Source organism: Chryseobacterium lacus (genome assembly GCF_003336205.1).
Lineage (GTDB): Bacteria > Bacteroidota > Bacteroidia > Flavobacteriales > Weeksellaceae > Chryseobacterium_A > Chryseobacterium_A lacus.
Genome location: NZ_QPIE01000003.1, coordinates 324615 through 345286, shown reverse-complemented (window position 1 = coordinate 345286; position 20672 = coordinate 324615). Strand labels below are relative to the sequence as shown.

Genomic DNA, 20672 nt, shown 5'->3' with positions numbered 1-20672 from the left:
TAAAAGGATTGAGCCGGTTAATGGTTTAGAAGGAGCGGATTTGCTGATTGCTGGTTAATTGATTAATCGATTAATTGTTTAGTAATAGCGAATTTGCAAATTTGCAAATTTGCAGATTTGCAGATTTGCTAATAAGACAGAAGGCTTCGACGGGCTGAGCCTGACAGAGGGTTTGTTCTTTCGTAACTGCTTCTTCAATAGACGAAATAATCCCGGAACGGTTCCCTTTATGGCTAGGGTAATTGGGCCGGGATTTTTTGTGAATTGAAATGGTATACTAAGAAAACAGGCAAAACCTTACCGGACATTTTAAAAATCTTAATCGCCGGTAAAGACCTGATTTTCCTGTTCCTGAACCCGGATAAAAGTGGTTCTTTTGGAAAGTTCGCGCAGGGTATGGGCTCCTACATAAGTGCAAGTAGAGCGAATTCCGCCTAAAAGATCTTTCACAGTTTCGGAAACGGATCCTTTATAGGGGATTTTAACTGTTTTCCCTTCTGAGGCACGGTATTCAGCGACACTACCGGCATGCTTTTCCATCGCTGTCCGGGAACTCATGCCGTAGAAAAGTTTATATTTTTTCCCTGATTCTTCGCTGATGTCGCCGCCGCTTTCATCATGTCCGGCCAACATTCCACCTAGCATCACAAAATCGGCACCGCCGCCGAAAGCCTTCGCTACATCGCCCGGAACTCTACACCCGCCATCTCCGATGATGTGTCCTTTCAATCCGTGGGCAGCATCGGCACACTCAATAATTGCGGAAAGCTGAGGATACCCCACACCTGTTTTCACTCTCGTGGTACAAACCGATCCCGGGCCTATTCCTACTTTAATCATATCTGCACCTGCAAGAAGAAGTTCTTCCACCATTTCACCCGTCACTACATTTCCTGCCATAATGGTTTTTTCCGGAAAACGATCCCGTGCTTTTTTTACAAAATTCACGAAATGTTGGGAATAACCATTGGCAACATCAATACAGAGAAACTGCAGTTCAGGATTTTGACTGAAGATTTTCTTAATTTTTTCTTCGTCTGAAGCGCCGGTTCCGGTACTCAGCGCGATATGATGATAGAATTCTTCCGGTTTTCCTTTTAAAAATGAACTCCATTCTTCGACGGTATAGTGCTTGTGAATGGCGGTCATCATCTTTGCTGATGCGAGTGCTTCTGCCATTTCAAAAGTCCCGACGGTATCCATATTGGCTGCAATCACAGGAACGCCTTTCCAACGGCGGCCGGTATGGAGGAAAGTGAATTCCCGTTCCAGAGAAACTTCCGACCTCGATTTCAAAGTAGAACGTTTTGGCCGAAACATCACATCTTTAAATCCTAATTTAATATCATATTCTATTCGCATGAGATGGTGTTTTTGTGATTAAAAATAATGTATCGTCATTGTGTGGTAACCGCTTTCAGTCCCACAATAGAAGCGATGAGCGTGGTGATGAAAAACAGTCTCCAAAAATCTGCCGGTTCCTTAAAAAAGAAGATTCCGACGAGAACCGTTCCCACCGCTCCAATGCCTGTCCATACAGCATATGCTGTACCAATAGGCAATGTTTGAGTGGCCTTCACCAATAAAACCATACTGATAGCAAGACAAATGAGAAACCCCGAAAACCACCAATAAGAAGCCGTTCCCGTAGTTTCTTTGGCCTTTCCGAGACAAGCAGCGAAACCGACCTCAAACAGGCCGGCGATAATGAGCAATATCCAGTTCATAATGTAATTAGTGCCGTAAAGGTGTGAATATTTTCCCAAATACTGAAAAACTTTTCAGCGGGAAAGCTGTTTCAGTCCTTCTTCCACCACCGTCATTGCTTTTCTTCTAAGTTCCGGATTTCCCCGATCCAGAGCTTTAAGGATGGTTTTTACTTCATGCAGATAAACTTTTGCAAAATCCGGATCGTAAGGAATAATCTCCAGCGAGTTGTCCAGAATATCGGCATATTTAACCGTTTGGGTTTCCGGGGATATTTGCTTCAGGCGTTCCACTTCTTTAGCCTTTCGGGTACGGCGGTTTAATTGGGGGAAATCATCTTTAATATAGACATCCGTAAGTTCTATCACTCTCTTCAAGGTTTCTTCTGCCTGAGCTTCCGGCATCACGGTTAGTAGAAAATTTCTCATTTCTTCTTCGCCTATCGGAGTATCTTCCAACACATCGTGCAACAATGCCGCTGCGAGAACAGTGATATCCTGAGTGTAATTTTTGCACTGTTCCATTACCCTGACAGGATGCACCATATAAAGATCCGGAGTGTATTTGCGTTGCTGATTTCCGTGGGCATGATAGCCAAATTCGGTAATCTTTCTCAGAGTTTCTTCCATTGCGGTTAATTTGGCAAACTCCTACAAAAACCTTTCCGAAGCTTTTTTAACTGATCACCCCGCTTCCCAATAATTCATCATTCAGATACCAGGCGGCAAACTGGCCTTCTGCGACGGCAGACTGCGGGTTCTGAAATTCAATAAAAAGTACTGAATCGAATTGATGAAGAATGGCTTTTTCCAAAGGTTGACGGTAGCGGATTCTCGCCATCACTTCCATCGTTTCGCCATCATTTAAACGAAGATCTTCCCGAACCCAGTGAACTTCAGCCGGATGAATTCTGATCACTTTAGTAAAAAGGCCAGGGAAATTTTTCCCTTCTCCCACAAACAGAATATTCTGTTCCATATCCCGTGAAATAATAAAACAGCTTTCCTGATGACCGCCGATACCAAGGCCTTTGCTCTGCCCGATGGTATAATATTGCGCTCCCTGATGCTTGCCTATCACTTTGCCATCAGATTTGTTGTAGGTTTTTTTAGTTGACAGAAATTCCAGTTCTTCTTTTTTAGATGAAAATTCAGGTATTTCTTTAGAATATGCTTCGAGATCTTTGAAAATTTCAACAATTTCGCCTTCTTTGGGCTGCAGCTGCTGTTTGAGGAATTCAGGCAAACTTACTTTCCCTATAAAACACAAACCTTGGGAATCTTTTTTTTCGGCAGTAATCAATCCCTGGTCTCTCGCAATTTCTCTAACTTTAGTTTTTGTGAGTTCGCCGATCGGGAAAAGCGCTTTAGAAAGCTGCTCCTGATTTAGTTGGCAAAGGAAATAGCTTTGGTCTTTATTCTGATCTTTTCCTGAAAGCAAACGATAAATTTTGGTTTCGTTTTCATCTGCGAAAGAATCCAAACGGGCGTAATGACCTGTAGCGACTTTTTCTGCACCCAATGCCAAAGCTGTTTGAAGAAAAACATCAAATTTTACTTCACGGTTGCACAGTATGTCCGGATTGGGAGTTCTTCCGTTTTCATATTCCTTGAACATATAATCCACGATGCGTTCTTTATACAGCTCGCTCATATCGATCACCTGAAAAGGAATTCCCAGTTTTTGGGCTACCATCAGCGCATCGTTGCTGTCTTCTATCCACGGACATTCATCCTCCAGAGTAACCGAGGCATCGTTCCAGTTGCGCATGAACAAACCGATGACTTCGTGCCCTTGCTGCTGCAGCAGATAGGCAGCCACCGAAGAATCCACTCCTCCCGAAAGACCTACTACAATTTTCATTACATCAGAATTTGGTGCAAATTTACAACTTTACACCGGGATTAACCGAGGCATACTATGAACAGGTTCTATACACACTTTCCAGAAAAGCAATCAGTTTTTTTCCTTCCTGAAATGAAATATCACTGGGCTTGCCTTGCGACAGCACTTCTGTTACGGTGTGGTATTCCTGTCTTAAGTTTTCCAAATTATCGGGAACGGTAATAATGGTGGGATCCAGCAGATAATCCTTGATGTGGCAAACTTCCACTTTGTCAAAATATTGTCCTGATATTTTGATATTGCCATGTTCTGAAACGATCGTCATGGAACTTTCAAGGTTTTTTTCATAGGCTGCAGTAGTAAAACTGATGCTTCCCATCCCTCCTTTCACAAAATCAAAAGTGGCGATACCGGTATCTTCGATTTCAATCAGATTTTTGTGACGCAGGGTTTTCAGCCGCGAATGAACATTTTCTATATCTCCAAAAATCCAGAAAATAAGGTCGGCAAAATGGGTAAACTGGGTAAAAAGTGTTCCGCCGTCCATGCTTTTGCTGCCTTTCCAAGATTTGGGAAGGTAATAATTTTCATTGCGATTCCAGAAACAATTGGTCTGCACCAGATAAATATCGCCCAAAATCCCTGATACCACCAAGTTTTTCAACCATACGGAAATGGGAGCGTAGCGGTTCTGCATAATCATGAAAACACTTTTCCCTGATTTCTGAGATACTTTTTCTAAGGTTTCGGCTTCTTCTACCGACATGCAGAAGGGCTTTTCGATAATGACATGATACCCGTTCTGCAGCAGTTCCCTCGCTTGTTCGAAATGCAGATAATTCGGTGTGGCGATTACTACAACATCCGTATCCGTGTCTTGTTCCAGAAAAGTTTCCAGTTGCGGATACGCTAAAAACGAATCCTGCGAATCTTCTTGCCAATGATGATCGATCACGGCACTGAGGCGCACGGTATCGAGACTTTTGATAATCTCAATATGCTTTTTCCCCATAAATCCGTTTCCTAAAACGGCAAAATTTAAAACGTTACTCATTTTAATCATAAAAAACCACCGACATTCATCAGTGGTTCTGTTGTTCGTGAATAATTGGTTATACTTTTTCTTTTTTTTCTTTTACGGGCTCTGCTTTTTCCAGTGCATCTTTGGCTTCGTTCAGTTGCAGCGTTACCTTATCACCTTCTTTCATTTGTTTGTTCACCAGCATTTCAGCAATCAGGTCTTCGATATATTTCTGGATAGCACGTTTCAGCGGACGGGCTCCAAAGTCTTTGTCCCAGCCTTTTTCAGCAATGAAACTGGTGGCCTCTTCTGTAAGTTCCACTTTATAACCCAATTTTTCAATTCTGTTGTATAGTTTATTCAGCTCCAGATCAATGATTTTTCTGATATCCTTTTGTTCCAGAGAATTGAAGATAATAATATCATCGATTCGGTTCAGGAATTCCGGTGCAAAAGCCTTCTTCAATGCGTTTTCAATCGTAGAACGGGCTCTGGCATCTGTGGTAGATTTCTTCGCTGACGTTCCGAATCCTACTCCATCTCCGAAATCTTTCAGATCGCGGGTTCCGATGTTGGAAGTCAGGATAATAATCGTATTTCGGAAGTCGATTTTCCTTCCCAGACTGTCAGTTACATGGCCTTCGTCCAGAATCTGAAGTAAAATATTGTATACATCGGGATGTGCTTTTTCGATTTCATCCAAAAGAATAACGGCATAAGGCTTTCTGCGGACTGCCTCGGTAAGCTGTCCTCCTTCTTCATATCCTACATACCCCGGAGGCGCTCCTACCAGACGGGAAACTGCGAATTTCTCCATGTATTCGCTCATGTCAATTCTGATCAATGCATCATCAGAATCAAAGAGCTCGCGAGCCATTACTTTTGCCAATTCGGTTTTACCTACTCCCGTTGTTCCTAAGAAAATGAAAGTTCCGATAGGGCGGTTGGGATCTTTGAGTCCGGCGCGGTTTCGCTGAATTGCTTTCACTACTTTTTTCACGGCGTCCTCCTGCCCGATCACTTTTCCGTTCAACTGATCATCCATTTTCGCCAGCTTATCCAGTTCATTTTTACCCACCTTGTTGACAGGAACACCACTCATCATCGAAACAACTTCGGCTACATTTTCCTCGGTTACTGTTTCTTTTTTCTCTTTTACCTCTTTATCCCATTGTTCTTGTGCCACAGAGAGTTCCATCACCAAGCGTTCTTCTTCATCTTTAAGTTTTCGGGCTTCCAGATAATCCTGTGCCTTCACCGCTTTCTGTTTCAGCTCCTTAATTTCTTCAATTTTCTTTTCATTTTCGATAATTTGCGTAGGAACTTTCATGTTCTTGATATACACTCTGGATCCGGCTTCATCCAAAGCATCAATCGCCTTGTCCGGCAGAAAACGGTCTGTAATATATCTTGCGGTCAGGTTTACACAGGCGTTAATGGCTTCGTCTGTATAACTTACATTATGATGGTCTTCATATTTATCTTTGATCTGATTCAGAATCAATACGGTTTCTTCAATAGAGGTTGGTTCTACCATTACTTTCTGAAAACGCCTTTCCAAAGCACCGTCTTTCTCAATATACTGTCGGTATTCGTCCAAGGTAGTAGCTCCGATGCATTGAATTTCGCCTCTTGCCAAGGCTGGTTTGAACATATTTGAAGCATCCAGACTTCCTGTGGAAGATCCTGCGCCGACAATGGTATGCAATTCGTCGATGAAAAGAATGACATCTCTGTTTTTTTCCAGTTCAGTCATAATGGCTTTCATGCGCTCTTCAAATTGCCCACGGTATTTGGTTCCTGCAACAAGGCTTGCCAGATCCAAAGTAATGACCCGTTTGCCGTATAAAACCCTGGATACTTTTTTCTGATGAATCCGCAGTGCCAGACCTTCGGCAATAGCGGATTTACCAACACCCGGTTCTCCTATAAGCAAAGGATTGTTTTTCTTTCTTCTGGAGAGAATCTGGGAAACCCGTTCTATTTCTTTTTCGCGGCCAATTACAGGATCCAATTTTCCGTCTCTGGCAAGCGAGGTCAGGTCTCGCCCGAAATTATCCAGTGTCGGTGTTTTGCTTTTTCCTGTACCAATATTGCCTGATGGTTTTCTCATTTGCCCATACTCTTCCCTTTCTTCATCGTCGTCATATGCACTCATCTTCGGTTGCTCGCCGGAGTTTTTCATCATCATTTGGTATTCCTTGGAAACCTTTTCATAATCCACATCGTAGGCTCCCAGAATATTGGTCGCCGGATCTTCGAATTTATACAAAATACCCAAAAGCAGGTGTACTGTATTGATTTCTGTAGAACGGTATTGTCTGCATTCCAACTCAGAACGGCGAATGGCCTGATCTGCCATTTTAGTAAATGAAATTTTTTGTTTTTCTTCCGCAAGCGGGTTGATGGAAGCCACGTTCATGGATTCAATCTTTCTGCGAATCTGTGTAAGGTCAGCGTCCAGATTCTGAAGGATTTCCTTGGCAGAGTTTTCTGTTTTTATAATGCCTAAAAGCAGATGTTCCGTATTCAGGAATTCACTTTTCAGCCTGCGTGCTTCGTTTTTGCTGAGTTTGAATACTTGATCCAAACCCTCTGAAAATTTATAATCCATAATAAAATCTCGTCTATTTATGAGGTGGAAATTGCTCCACCTTTTCACGGTGAATAAGTTACAAATTCTTTACCAAAAATAATTAATGACGATATGGCAGAAATACGAAAGGTGATCTTACTGAAAATGACTACATTTGCAACCCTAAAATTATCGATTATGAGTCCAGAATTGATCAGTTATATCGGGTATGGCGCATCGTTTTTTGTAGTTCTTAGTTTCATCCTGAGAGATTTAAAAAAAGTCAGAATTATCAACCTGATTGGATGCATTTTGTTTGTGATCTATGGCGTTTACAATGATATGTTATGGCCTATTATTATTCCTAATGCCATTTTGGTGTTCATTCAAGCCTATCATCTGATCAAAAAAGATTAAATCCCAAAAAACCACAAAAATTTTTATTTATGAAAATTCTGGTGTCCGCATTCAGCAATCTTTATACCGACCAACGCATAGAAAAAGTGTGCGACACCCTTCACCGAAACGGGTATAAGATTGAACTTATCGGCAATACCTGGGGTGGCGAACCGGATATGGAAAGACCGTATCCTTTTTTCAGAATACGCCACTCTCAAACCTCATTGCGACGTGCTTATCTGGAATTTCAATTCAAACTTTATCGGGAACTGACAAAAAGGGCTGACAAAAACACCATCCTTCTCGCTAATGATTTAGATGCTTTACTGCCCAATTTCCTGATCGCAAAAAAACTAAACATCCCTTTGGTTTTCGACAGCCATGAAATTTTCACTGAAATGCCGGCTATTAAAGGAAGATTTACGCAAAAAATCTGGAAGAGTCTGGAAAAACAGCTGGTTCCCGGCACGAAATATATGATGACGGAAAGCCACAGCTATGCCGAGTGGTTCCACGATGAATATGGAGTACAGCCGGTAGTGATAAGAAATATTCCAAAAAAAATCACAGAAACGATTGATATTCCCACGAATAACCCGAAAATTATTCTGTATCAGGGAGCCATCAATCAATCCCGGGGAATTCCTCAGGCTATTCTGGCGATGAAGAATATAGAAAATGCCGTGTTCAAAATCATTGGTGACGGCCCCAAAAAGGAGGAATATGAAGCTCTTGCCCGGAAGGAAAACCTGGAAGAAAAAGTTATTTTCCTTGGGAAACTTCACCCTGATGCGCTTCGCAAGGTAACCCGTACTGCAGATGTAGGACTCAGCGTGGAGGAAAACGGAGGTGTCAGTTATTTGTATTCTCTGCCGAACAAAGTGGCAGATTATATCCAGTCGAGAGTGCCTTTGGTCATGATTAATTTTCCTGAAATGAAGAGAGTTTATGATCAATTTACAGTAGGAGAAATGATAGAAAATCATCAGCCTGAGACCATCTCCAAAGCCATCACTGCAGTTTTGGAAAAAGGAAGATCTTTTTATCAATCAGAATTGGAAAAGGCAGCGGAGGAACTATGCTGGGAAAAAGAAGAGCCTAAAATACTCGCCCTCTTTCAACAGGTAGAAAAGGAAAACTTTCATTAATTTTGCAGCATGACAATCAAAGAAAAGCAGCAGGAAGTCATTGATGATTTTGAGTTTCTGGACGACTGGGAGCAAAAATACGAATACATCATTGACCTCGGAAAACAATTGAAAGGATTGCCGGAAAACCGGAAAACGGACGAAAACCTGATCAAAGGCTGCCAGTCGCAAGTATGGATTGACGCCTCCTATAAAGACGGAAAACTCTTTTTTGATGCAGACAGTGACGGGATTCTTCCGAAAGGCATCGTATCGTTACTGGTTTCCATATACAGCGGCCACACAACAGCTGAAATTCTGGATTCTGATTTTGATTTCATTGCAGAAATCGGCCTTCAGGAATTCCTATCCCCTTCCCGTGCCAATGGATTGATGGCCATGACCAAGCAAATTAAATTTTACGCCGTAGCCTATCAGTTGAAGTCTTGACGAAAATCCTCACATACCGGTTCTCCGCTTTTGGCGACGTAGCTATGGCCGCTTTGGTTATACGTGAATTTCTGGAACAGCATCCGGAAGTGGAACTCATCATGGTTTCCCGGGAACATTTTGCCGATCTTTTTAAAGCAATTCCCAGGTTGACATTTAAAGGAGTAAGCCTGGATGATTATAAAGGGATTTTCGGCATGCATAAACTGGCTAAAGAACTGGCCACGGAATTTAACCCCGATGTGGTGGCGGATCTTCATGATGTGATTCGCACCAAAATCCTGAAAAGAATTTTCAGAGAAAAAGGATACAAAGTATCTGTTATTGATAAAGGTAAAGAGGAAAGAGAAATCCTGACCGATGTGTGGAATCTTGACAAAAAACCGATTCGTTCTACTGTGGAGAAATACGCCGATGTATTTCGTAATTTAGGTTTTCCCGTTGAACTTTCACACGAATTCAGAATTCAACAGGTTCAGAAATCCGGAATTGGCTTGGCTCCTTTTGCACAACATCATGGCAAGATGCTGCCTTTGGAAAAAAGCTATGAACTCGCCAGAATTCTGGCTAAAAAACATTCACTTTTTTTCTTTGGCGGAGGCAAAAACGAAACGGAGATTCTGGAAGAATGGCAACATAAAATTCCGAATACCACTAATTTGGCAGGTAAACTCACCCTACAACAAGAACTTCAGAAAATCGCAGAATTAGAGATCATGATTTCCATGGATTCTGCCAATATGCATTTGGCCAGCCTTGCAGGAACACGATGCATTTCCGTTTGGGGATCTACGCATTACTTTGCGGGATTTCTTGGTTATGGGCAGAAAATTGAAGATGTGGTGCATGTGAAAGACCTTACCTGCAGGCCTTGTTCTATTTTTGGCGACAAAGAATGTTACCGTGGCGACTATGCTTGTCTGGAGGAAATCGATATCCAACAAATCATCGATAAGATACAACCTGGGGAAAAGGAATTCGCTGAAGAGTAATCTACTTTCCGGGGGACGATTTGAATGTTCCTGCTTTCAAAAATTTTTATTCTTTCTTTTTCGAAACATTTTGCATAAAGTCGTGATTGCTAAACTGCGGCACGGAAACTATCGTAATCTCAATGAAATAGAGCTTTGTGGTGACCATCCTTCGATTTATCAAAATCTGTCAAATATCACTTTTAGAAATTCTCAAAATCCGGCGTCGTATTCAAATCTTTTGTAACTTTATTTGCCGGAAAAAATTAATGAACCGGCTATCTTTTTCCGCCTTCTTCTGAATCATTAAAAACCATTATATTATGACTGCACATACCCAAGATTTACGCAATGTGGTTTTGCTCGGCCATTCGGACAGTGGCAAAACCACGCTCATAGAGACCATGCTGTATGAAGGAGGAGCCATCAAACGTCGCGGAACCGTAGAAAACCGGAATATGGTAGGCGATTTTACCGATATTGAACATGAAAAAAAGAAAACTATTTTTTCGCACCAAATGTTCGTGAACTGGAGAAACAACAAAATTAACATGATTGATACTCCGGGATTTGACGATTTCGTAGGCGAAGTGATCGCCTCACTGAAAGTGGCAGATACCGCTTTGATTGTACTGAATGCAGCTTCCGGAGTCGAAGTAGGTACAGAGCTGGTTTGGGAATATGTGGAACAATACCGAACGCCGGCCATTTTTGTGATCAATCAGATGGATCATCCGAAAGCGGATTTTGAGATCACTTTGTCTCAGGCGAAAGAAAGATTTGGTTCGAAAGTGATACCCGTTCAATATCCTTTGAATTCCGGTGAGAAATTCAATCAGATTATTGATGCCCTGAGAATGGTGATGTATGAATTTCCGGCAGAAGGTGGAAAACCTGAGAAGATATCCATCCCCGAAAGCGAGATGGAAAAAGCGAATGCCATGCACAATGCACTGGTTGAAATTGCTGCCGAAAATGAAGAAGGTTTGATGGAAAAATATTTTGAAGAAGGAAACCTCAGTGAAGAAGAATTAGCGAAAGGGCTTACCATTGCGTTGGCACATCAACAGTTTTTTCCTGTTTTTGCAGCATCCGGACTGAAAGATATGGGAAGCGGCAGAATCATGGGATTTATTGATGACATTGCACCATCACCTCTGGACAGGCCAAAACGCAAGATGCAGGACGGAACTGAACTGGCTTGCGATGCCACCGAAAAAACTACCATTTTCATTTATAAAACCACTTCTGAACCTCAAGTGGGACAGCTTTTTTACTTCAAAGTTCTGAGCGGAACCCTGAAACCTGGAGATGAACTCGTGAACGCTGAAAATGGTGAAACCGAAAGAATTTCACAACTTTTTATTGCTGAAGGAAAAGAAAGAATTTCTGTGCCACAGCTGGAAGCCGGAGATCTTGGGGTGACCGTAAAATTAAAATCTGCCCATACCAACAACACCCTGAACACCAAAGGAACTGACCGCAAAGCACGCCTCATTGAATTCCCGGAAAGCCGCGTCAGAAAAGCAGTATTTGCAGAAAGCACTTCCGAAACAGAAAAACTTTTTGCCGCTCTAAATAAAATCCGGGAAGAAGATCCTACCCTGAAAGTAGAAATAGATCACGATACCCACGAAGCCGTACTTGGCGGACAAGGGCAGCTTCATCTCGAACTGGTGCAGCAACGTCTAGAAAAGGAATTCGGAGTGAAAATGCAAATGAAAAATCCTAAAGTTTCCTACCGGGAAACCATCACCGGAAAAGCTGATGCCGATTACCGCCATAAAAAACAATCGGGTGGAGCCGGCCAATTTGGGGAAATATACCTCAAAATAGAAAATTATTATGAAGGAATGGAAGAGCCTTCCGGAATGAACATCCGACAAAAAACGATAGAAGAACTTCCCTGGGGTGGAACCTTAGCTTTTTATTGGTGCATCGTGGGAGGTGCCATTGACAGCCGGTATATTGGCGCCATAAAGAAAGGAATCATGTCACAAATGAAAAACGGCCCATTAACCGGTTCGCCCTGCCAAAATATTAGGGTGTGCGTCTATGACGGAAAAATGCACAGTGTAGACAGCAACGATATTTCCTTTCAGTTGGCCGCTGCAGGTGCGTTCAGAGAAGCTTTTCAGCAGGCAAAACCTGAACTTTTGGAACCGGTCTATCACTTGGAAATCCTCTGTCCGGATGAAGCAACAGGTGAAGTAATGGGAGATCTACAAACCCGAAGAGCCATCATTTCCGGAATGGATAGCGAAGGAAGTTACCAGAAAATCATGGCAGAAGTACCATTGGCAGAACTGGATGATTACGGTTCTACATTGCGATCCATCTGCGGAGGCAAAGCCAAGTTTACCATGAAATTTTCCGATTATCAGCTGGTCCCTGCCAATATCCGACAGGAACTTGTGAAAAAATATGCTACTGAAAAAGCGGAAGTCTAAGAGTCTGTTTAAATCTTATAAAATAATTCAGTGACGGTTTCCACCATTCCTGGGGTGTGGGTGGCTGATGAATTTTCCAAATTAAAGTCAGCGTGCAGAAGGGAAGTGTGAAACCGTCGCTTTTTTAGTCTGGAAAAGCATCTGTTTTCTTTCAGTGAAAAGATGTATCTTTGCCGGCGAGAAATAAAGGGGTGCTGTAAAAAGCTGAGATCATACCCGATGAACCTGGAACAGGTAATGCTGTTTAGGGATTATCCCAACCGTAACATTGCGGATACGGACAAGTATATCTTTTTGAACCCCTTTTATTCCAATAAATTTTAACCTTAAAAATTTAAAAGAATGAAAGGATTGTTTTTTTTAGGGCTCTGTGCAGGCCCGTTCTATTTTGCACAAACATATCCACAAGATTCCCTGAAAGTTCAGGAAATTCAAGAAGTAACTTTTACGAAACGGCTTCCCGTTGCCAAAGAAATCATCAATGTAGAAAAAAATCTGGGCTACAAAAATCTGGGGCAGGATCTTCCGATTCTTCTTAAAAACCAAACCTCTGTCGTGGCTACATCAGATGCCGGAAACGGAATTGGCTACACAGGATTCAGAATCCGGGGAGTTAGCGGAACTTCCATTAACGTGATGATGAACGGAATTCCTTACAACGATTCCGAATCGCAGGGAACTTTTTTCGTGAATGTGCCTGATCTTACCAGTTCTGCATCACAAATTCTGATTCAAAGAGGAGTAGGAACTTCTTCCAACGGCGTTTCGGCTTTCGGAGCCAGCGTGAATGTCATTTCCAAAGATCCGGAAAAGGAGTTTTACGTGAAATCTGACAACAGTTTCGGTTCGTTTAACACCTATAAATATGCCGCTGAAATAGGCTCCGGAAAATTCTGGAAAAACCGCCTTTCCGTGATGGGCAGATATACCGGAATCCATTCTGACGGATATATTGACCGCGCTTCTTCAGACCTGCATTCGTACAATTTCACTGCATTATTTGAAGAAAACAAAACCCGAATCCGCCTTCTGGCTTTTGGTGGAAAAGAAAAAACCTACCAATCCTGGAACGGCATCGACAGAGAAACCTGGCAAACCAACCCTACTTTTAACTATTCCGGAGCGATCTACGATGCGAACTGGGAAAATATCATCGGTTTTTATGATAATGAAACCGATAATTACCGGCAAAACCACTTCCAGCTTCTTTGGAACCAGAACTTCGGAACGAATTGGGACTTAGAAACCACGCTGCATTATACCAAAGGAAAAGGATATTACGAAAATTACAAGCAGGAAGACCGCTTCTCGAAATATAATCTTCCCAATCAGGGAACGGCAACCCGAACCGATTTCATTAGAAAAAAATGGCTTGATAATGATTTCTACGGAATGGTTTCTACGCTTTACGGAAAATTTGACGACCTGAACCTGCAACTGGGCGTAGTAGGAAATCAATATTACGGAAGACATTTCGGAAGGGTAAGCGGAGTGTTTTTACCTGAAATTACTGATCATGAATATTACCGGAACAATGCTGTGAAAAATGAAATTTCCGGTTTTGCCAAAGCGGTGTACCAATGGAATCGGCTGGAGTTTTTCGGAGACCTGCAACTGCGGAATATCGGATACGACAGCCATATTGTAACCGCCGGTGATGATGAAGGTTTAGAGGTAAATAAAAAATGGAGTTTTTTCAATCCTAAAGCAGGAATCAGCTACAAAATTCCCTCAGGAAAAATATTTTTCTCTTATGCACTTGCGCACAGGGAACCAACACGTGACGATCTGCAGGCAGATCCAGATACACGCCAAGAACAACTTCATGATTTTGAACTGGGCCTAGAAAAGCAGATCGGAACCCGGGCTTCCGTTACTGCCAATGCGTATTACATGAATTATAAAGATCAGCTGGTTCTTTCCGGCGTCATTAATAATATCGGTGAATTTATCCGGGAAAATGCCGATGAAAGCTACAGAATGGGAATTGAACTGGGTGCACTTTGGAGAATAACCGATCAACTTGAAGCGAATGCCAACCTGACTTTGAGCAGAAATAAAATAAAATCCCTGAATTCGCAGGACGAGGACGGGACACCTCTGGTCCTGAAAGATACCGATATTTCTTTTTCACCCGCCATTTTGTCGAATTTGAGGATTCAATATCAGGCCACACCGCGGTTTTCTGTCGGTCTTTCCAGCCAGTATGTCGGGGAACAATACCTCAACAATACTGCTACCGAAGCGTTGAAACTGGACGCATATTTTACTTCTGATTTCAATGCACAATATACGTTGCCGCTCAGAAAAACAGAACTTCAGCTTAAGTTTCTGTTGAACAATATTTTTGATCATAAATACATCAACAATGGCTATGTGTATGACACCGATCCATATTATTTCCCACAAGCGGGAATTAATTTCATGCTCGGCATGAGTGTCACCTTCAGATAAGACGCTGTAAATCAGAAGCAAGGTTCCTTTCGGGGAGCCTTTTGTTTTTGGTTAAAATAAATTAAATTTGCCCAACATGAATATTTCAGCCGATATACTTGATTTTGTGAAAGAAAAGGGAAAAGCTCCGGTTCCGGGATTTGGAATCTTTTCTTTTGAAAGCACCGCAGCCCAACTGAATTCTGACACCAAAACACTGTTGCCGCCAGCGGGACGTATTGTTTTTGAAAGCGATTATACCATCAGTGACAACAGGATCATTGATTTTATTGCTTCGAAAAATAATATTCCTCATCACGAAGCGCAAACCGCTCTTGAAAAAATGACGGCTTTCTGGAAAAACAAAACAGAACTTGCAGAACCTTTCGAAGCAGAAGGGCTGGGCGAATTTCAAATGCACGACGACCGGCTTCTATTTAAAGGAAAACGGGCAGAACAAATACATCCGGATTTCTACGGCCTAGAACAAATTGTTCTCGCAGATCTTAAAAATAACCAGACAAAATCGGATACTTCAGGAAATTATCGATTTCGGAAATCGTTCTGGTGGTGGTTTCCGATCCTGATTATTATGGGAATCATCGTGTATTTTGCAGCAACACAAAAAGAACTGCTTTTCGGCGCTCCTTCTTTTTTACAGCCAGAAGAAGTAGCAGAAGCACCACAAATACAGGAAGAAAAGAAAATAATCCCAGCAGTTTCAGACAGCATGAAAGCAGACACAATGCAAACCGAAAATGCCGCACCACAAACCCCCGAATCAACATGGAAAAAATAAAAAAAGCCAGCGAATCGCTTACCATCATGACGAACATTGTGCTTCCCAACGAAACCAATTCGCTAAGAAATCTTTTCGGTGGAGAGCTTTTGGCAAAAATGGATCGTTGTGCTTCAATATCTGCCGCGAGACATTGCGCCAGACGAGTGGTAACGGCTTCTGTAAATCATGTTTCGTTCAATCAACCGATTCCAGAAGGGGGAATTGTCGTTCTGGAGTCGAAAGTTTCCCGCGCGTTTTCGACTTCTATGGAAATTTATGTGGATGTATGGCTGGATGATCCTATTGCCGGAAAAAAAATTCATACCAATGAAGGTATTTACACTTTTGTGGCTGTAGATGAATATAATAAACCGGTTCCTATTCCGCAGGTGGAAGCAGAAACTGAAATCGAAAAACAGCGTTACGACGCAGCATTGCGCCGGAAAGAACTGTCTTTGATTCTGTCTGGAAGAATGAAACCACATGATTCTGTGGAACTCAAAAAGCTTTTCTCAAGTTAAAATTAATTCAAAAATGATGTTCATTCCATTTCTTAAAATGGAACGTCATCGCCATATCAAATGAAAATACTTCAGCTGGATACCAACCATCATCTCATTACCGAACAGCTTACTGCAAATGGCTTTCAGGTGGATGAGGACACGGTATCTTCGTATTATGAAATTTTAGAAAAAATTAATAATTACGACGGTATTATTCTTCGGAGCAGGATTCCTGTTGACAGAAATTTCCTGGAAGCTGCTGAAAATCTGAAATTCATTGCCCGTGTAGGAGCCGGAATGGAAAACATTGACACTGAAACTGCAAAAAAGTCAGGCATTCTTCTCTTTAATGCTCCTGAAGGAAACCGCGATGCCGTAGCGGAACACGTGCTGGGAATGTTGCTTTTGCTTATGAACCGACTCAGAATTTGTTCCGATGAAGTGTGCAACGGCATTTGGAAACGGGAAGAAAATCGAAGTGATGAACTGTACGGAAAAACATTTGGCATTATTGGCTACGGAAATATGGGCAAAGCCGTTGCTAAAAGACTTTCAGGATTCGGAGTGCGCGTTATTTTTCATGATATTCTTCCCGATCTCTCGGATGAATTTGCAACCCAAGTTTCTCTGGGTGAACTGAAAAACGAAGCTGATGTCGTCAGTCTTCACCTTCCGCTGACACCTGAAACTTTGTTTATGATAGATGAAAAATTTATTTCAGAAATGAAGAAAGATTTTTATTTCATTAATACCGCACGCGGAAAAAATGTGAAAACCAAAGATCTGGTCGTTGCCCTGAAATCCGGGAAAATAAAAGCCGCTGCCTTGGATGTTCTGGAATACGAACGTAGTTCTTTTGAATCTTTGGATGAAATGAACGAAGATTTACAATTCCTTTTGCAGTCGGAAAAAGCATTGGTAACCCCGCACATCGCAGGCTGGTCGCACCAAAGCAAGGAAAAAATGGCACAGATTATTGTAGATAAAATACTAAAAAAATTCCGGAAGCAGTAACGCCTCCGGATTTTTTATACCGAAAGTTCGGCAATGGTAAGCTGTTGCACTTCTTCTTCGTAGTGCTCCAGTTCGCTTATAATTTTGCTTTGGTCTTTCTTGAAAAATGAAGTGTTGGCAAAAACCGTTTTGTAATATGAAATTCCCTGCAGGAGATTGTTCCGGAAAGCTTCCAGCTTTTTTACCTGCTGAGGTTTCAGTTCCGTGGCTGCCGTCATTTGATCTGCCAGATTTCCGATGTACAGTTTCAGTTCTTTAACAAACATATTCGGACGTTGGCTGTGATCTTCCAGACTGATTTTTCCATAAATATGCTGAATCATATCCTTCAGAGAAACCGTTTTGGAGAAATACGCCATATTCGGTCCAGGACAAATCACAACACCTTGTTTTTGGCCTTTCACCGGAAAGCCAAGTTCCAAATGTGACGCATTGGCTAAACCTACGCAAAGGCAGGCTTTCTCGGTAGCCGCCGTTTTTTCTTTATTAAATTCCTCAAAAGAAAGTTCATTTCTGCGACCTTCCAGTTCCTTCAGTTTTAGATCCTGATATTTTTTAGAAGCCGTACAAATTCCTTCGTTTTGGCCGTAATCTTTGCTGAGTGCAAGGTATTTTTTAGGGCATGAACTTCCGGCTTTTCCGGCGGCAATTCTTTGATTTTTATGAAACTCATTTGTGGTTCCGCGAACGGTATTGAAAGGAATTCCCAAAGGAGAAATATTGCTGAGATACAAGTCTTTTTCTTTCGCATTGGCCAGTAATTTTCGGGTGTCATCATCCACAGAAGTAGCTTCCGGTACCAGCAGGAAAGGCGAGCCCCAACCTACAGAATCCACTTCGTAATAATTGAGTAAAAAATCCTGTTCTTCTGAAGTTCCCACACCGCCTTGAACGGTAATTTTAATGGGTGGAAATTCCGCAGGAACCGTTCTGCCCTTGCTTTCCAGCGATTTTGAAAAGAGATCGTACGCTGATGCTGCGAGTTCCTGTTTCTTTTCTTTAAATTCTTCAATAATGGGCCCCAATAACAAACCGTCTGTTGCGAAAGCGTGTCCGCCGCAGTTTAATCCGGATTCTATGCGGTATTCCGATACCCAAAGTCCTTTTTTGGCAAGGAAATTTCCTTGTACCATGGCAGAACGGAAATCGCTGACTTTCAGAACAATTTTCTTTTTGAAATTATTATCAGCGTCGGGATAAAAATCATCAAAAGATTCCAAATAACTGTACAGTCTTGGGTTCATTCCGGCAGAAAAAATCACGGAAGAACGGGCAGTACTGTTGGCAAAACCGCGTAATGCAGCATGAGCGTCATTGTACATTGATGGAAGTGGTTCGCCATCTTTGAAGTTTTCTTTATCTACCTTGGTCATGATATTGACATCAATACTTCCGGGATGGAAATACTGATCCAGAGCGGCTTTTACTTCACTGATGTTGTTTTTTCCGGATTGGATAAGATCTTCCAGTTTCTGTTTCAGTTCCGACGTTGACGGAAGAATCGCAAGAAATTCATCGATTTTCTCTTTCTTTTCAATCATTTCCGATTTGAAAGTTTCAAATTTTTCGGTCACAACTTTATCGACAAGATTCAGATAATTCGTAATTCTTTTAGCCTTAGAATCTTCTGCTTTCAGGCTTACTTGTTCGTACGGATGTTTGAATTTGGCAGCGTAAAAAGCGGTCATTCTATCGATGAGATCATCATCCATAATAGAAATAACGGAATCGATTCCGTATTGTGCTACCCGTACCGGACTGTCGATCGTGAAAGCAAGTCCCATAACAGGGATATGAAAGGTGTGTAAGTGTTTAGACATGAATAAAAACGCGTTTATATTTGAGCCCAAAGGTAAGAATTAAGAAACGGTAAAAAACATGATTTAAACCCTAAAATAAATATTTTATTCCTTATTTTTCATTTTAATCCCGCTTTAGTTTTATAATTTTTGACGATTGCAGGATATTCATGGTTAAAAAGTATTCTGTAAAACATTGGTGAAGAATTCGTATCACCGGAATATAAACCCTTTTCAGGTTGTTAAATAAATCTTAATATTACTTGTATCCATGCGCTTCTTTGCTATAATTTGCTAAATTGCCGCTCATTTGAATGATTGGAAAATGAAGAAAAACTTTTGGCTGGTTGCGTTTCTATTTTTGTTTTTGTTTTCGTGCAAGAAAGAATCCGGAACGTTAAAAGAAGAAACGCAAACCTCTCTTCCGAATTTTGGAAACATCGAACTCGACAAAGTTTTTCAAAGACAGGACAATCGGATCGCTCATGAAGATTCCCTTCACACGATTATTCACCATTATTATCAGAATATCTGGGAAGGAGGCGATCTTTGGGGAGGTTTTCTGATTGCCAAAGGCGACAATATTCTGTACGAGGGATATCGCGGATTTGCTCAGGATCATCAGCAGGAACCTATTACACGGGACACTCCGCTTCATATTGCTTCCATCAGCAAACCCATCACTGCGATGGCCATCATGAAACTGGCAGAAGCAGGAAAGCTAAAACTGGAAGATACTGTGGATCAATTTTTTCCAAAATTTCCCTATCCCGGTGTTACCGTAAAATCTTTGCTGACACAACGGAGCGGGCTTCCGAAATATGAATATTTTATTGAGAAAATAAAACCTGAACCGGCAGAACTTTCTAAAAAGTTCCTTACCAATCAGGACATTCTCAATATGATGATAAAATACAAACCTGATGTGCTGCGTGCGCCGGAAACAGGTTTTACTTACTGCAATACCAATTATGCGCTGCTCGCCCTTATTATTGAAAAAGTAACATCAACTCCATTTCCATCAGCGATGGAACAAATGGTTTTTGAACCTTTGGGGATGAAAAAAACCTACATTTTTCAGGAAAAAGACACCCTTTCGGGAGCTAAATCCTTCTACAGAAACGGCCCGAAAGTTCACCCTTATGACAGATTGGACCTCATTTACGGGGACAAAAATGTATATACCACACCGCGAGATTTGCTTTCGTTCTCCAAAGCGATGTATGCCGACAATTTCCTTCACAAAGACCTGAAAGACATGATATTTGAGCCTTATAGCAATGAAAGAAAAGGCATCAATAATTACGGAATTGGCTTCAGGATGAAAGTGTATGACAACGGATCAAAACTTACTTACCACACCGGATGGTGGCATGGCACAAATTCTGTTTTTGCGCATCTCCCGGATTCTTCAGTTACCATCGTAGCAATTGGAAATAAATTTTCCAGGTTGCCTTATTCTGCGCTGTCGCTGGCCAGTCTTTTCGGCTCTTATCCGATAGAAGCAGACCGTCTGAAGAAAAGTTTAATGGGTTCCCGAAATTCTTCCACTCTCGAAGCAGCCCATTCTACGTCCGTTGATGAATAATCATTAAAT

17 protein-coding genes are annotated in these 20672 nt (G+C 41.7%); 10 read left to right on the top strand and 7 right to left on the bottom strand.

The window, feature by feature from the left end; genetic code table 11:
* Nucleotides 1–318: 318 nt before the first annotated feature.
* From DQ356_RS05435 to DQ356_RS05410, 6 genes are read right to left on the bottom strand one after another with little or no spacing between them, the layout of a single operon-like run.
* Nucleotides 319–1362, bottom strand: a complete 1044-nt coding sequence (locus DQ356_RS05435; RefSeq protein WP_114303450.1) for a GMP reductase — start codon at nt 1360–1362, stop codon at nt 319–321.
* 35 nt (nt 1363–1397) lie between these two features.
* Nucleotides 1398–1727, bottom strand: coding sequence for a DMT family transporter (locus tag DQ356_RS05430; RefSeq protein ID WP_114303479.1), 330 nt, complete (start codon nt 1725–1727; stop codon nt 1398–1400).
* 54 nt (nt 1728–1781) lie between these two features.
* Nucleotides 1782–2336: an HD domain-containing protein gene (locus tag DQ356_RS05425; RefSeq protein WP_114303449.1), complete on the bottom strand. Its 555-nt coding sequence runs from the start codon at nt 2334–2336 to the stop codon at nt 1782–1784.
* A 46-nt stretch (nt 2337–2382) separates the two neighbouring features.
* Complete coding sequence (mnmA, locus tag DQ356_RS05420) at nt 2383–3570, bottom strand: tRNA 2-thiouridine(34) synthase MnmA (protein ID WP_114303448.1); 1188 nt, start codon at nt 3568–3570, stop codon at nt 2383–2385.
* A 55-nt stretch (nt 3571–3625) separates the two neighbouring features.
* Nucleotides 3626–4606, bottom strand: a complete 981-nt coding sequence (locus DQ356_RS05415; protein ID WP_166413052.1) for a Gfo/Idh/MocA family protein — start codon at nt 4604–4606, stop codon at nt 3626–3628.
* A 58-nt stretch (nt 4607–4664) separates the two neighbouring features.
* Nucleotides 4665–7187, bottom strand: a complete 2523-nt coding sequence (locus DQ356_RS05410) for an ATP-dependent Clp protease ATP-binding subunit (protein ID WP_114303446.1) — start codon at nt 7185–7187, stop codon at nt 4665–4667.
* A 159-nt stretch (nt 7188–7346) separates the two neighbouring features.
* On the opposite strand from DQ356_RS05410, the gene DQ356_RS05405 reads away from it, so the two are divergent.
* The 9 genes from DQ356_RS05405 to DQ356_RS05365 all read left to right on the top strand — a co-directional run bounded on the left by DQ356_RS05405 (nt 7347) and on the right by DQ356_RS05365 (nt 17276).
* Nucleotides 7347–7565, top strand: coding sequence for a uroporphyrinogen decarboxylase (locus DQ356_RS05405; protein ID WP_114303445.1), 219 nt, complete (start codon nt 7347–7349; stop codon nt 7563–7565).
* A gap of 29 nt (nt 7566–7594) precedes the next feature.
* Nucleotides 7595–8695 (top strand): glycosyltransferase, encoded by a 1101-nt coding sequence (locus DQ356_RS05400; protein WP_114303444.1) that lies wholly within the window; start codon nt 7595–7597, stop codon nt 8693–8695.
* A 9-nt stretch (nt 8696–8704) separates the two neighbouring features.
* Nucleotides 8705–9124, top strand: a complete 420-nt coding sequence (locus tag DQ356_RS05395; protein WP_114303443.1) for a SufE family protein — start codon at nt 8705–8707, stop codon at nt 9122–9124.
* The gene (locus DQ356_RS05390; RefSeq protein ID WP_317048685.1) at nt 9121–10116 is read left to right on the top strand and encodes a glycosyltransferase family 9 protein; all 996 of its coding nucleotides are present in this window, start codon (nt 9121–9123) and stop codon (nt 10114–10116) included. The genes DQ356_RS05395 and DQ356_RS05390 overlap by 4 nt, the downstream gene beginning before the upstream one ends.
* A gap of 302 nt (nt 10117–10418) precedes the next feature.
* Nucleotides 10419–12545 carry an elongation factor G gene (locus DQ356_RS05385; protein ID WP_114303442.1) on the top strand — a complete coding sequence of 709 codons (2127 nt, stop codon included), beginning with the start codon at nt 10419–10421 and terminating at the stop codon, nt 12543–12545.
* Between the two features lie 342 nt (nt 12546–12887).
* Nucleotides 12888–14999 carry a TonB-dependent receptor gene (locus tag DQ356_RS05380; RefSeq protein ID WP_114303441.1) on the top strand — a complete coding sequence of 704 codons (2112 nt, stop codon included), beginning with the start codon at nt 12888–12890 and terminating at the stop codon, nt 14997–14999.
* A gap of 76 nt (nt 15000–15075) precedes the next feature.
* On the top strand, nt 15076–15777 hold the full coding sequence (locus DQ356_RS05375) for a hypothetical protein (RefSeq protein WP_114303440.1): 702 nt from the start codon (nt 15076–15078) through the stop codon (nt 15775–15777).
* Nucleotides 15765–16280 (top strand): acyl-CoA thioesterase, encoded by a 516-nt coding sequence (locus tag DQ356_RS05370; protein WP_114303439.1) that lies wholly within the window; start codon nt 15765–15767, stop codon nt 16278–16280. The genes DQ356_RS05375 and DQ356_RS05370 overlap by 13 nt, the downstream gene beginning before the upstream one ends.
* A gap of 60 nt (nt 16281–16340) precedes the next feature.
* Complete coding sequence (locus DQ356_RS05365; RefSeq protein WP_114303438.1) at nt 16341–17276, top strand: NAD(P)-dependent oxidoreductase; 936 nt, start codon at nt 16341–16343, stop codon at nt 17274–17276.
* Between the two features lie 14 nt (nt 17277–17290).
* On the opposite strand, the gene DQ356_RS05360 is transcribed toward DQ356_RS05365, so the two are convergent.
* A complete protein-coding gene (locus DQ356_RS05360; protein ID WP_114303437.1) occupies nt 17291–19096 on the bottom strand; it encodes a hypothetical protein in 1806 nt (601 codons plus the stop codon).
* A 304-nt stretch (nt 19097–19400) separates the two neighbouring features.
* Between DQ356_RS05360 and DQ356_RS05355 the strand changes: the two genes are divergently transcribed.
* Complete coding sequence (locus DQ356_RS05355; protein WP_114303436.1) at nt 19401–20663, top strand: serine hydrolase domain-containing protein; 1263 nt, start codon at nt 19401–19403, stop codon at nt 20661–20663.
* Nucleotides 20664–20672: the final 9 nt, after the last annotated feature.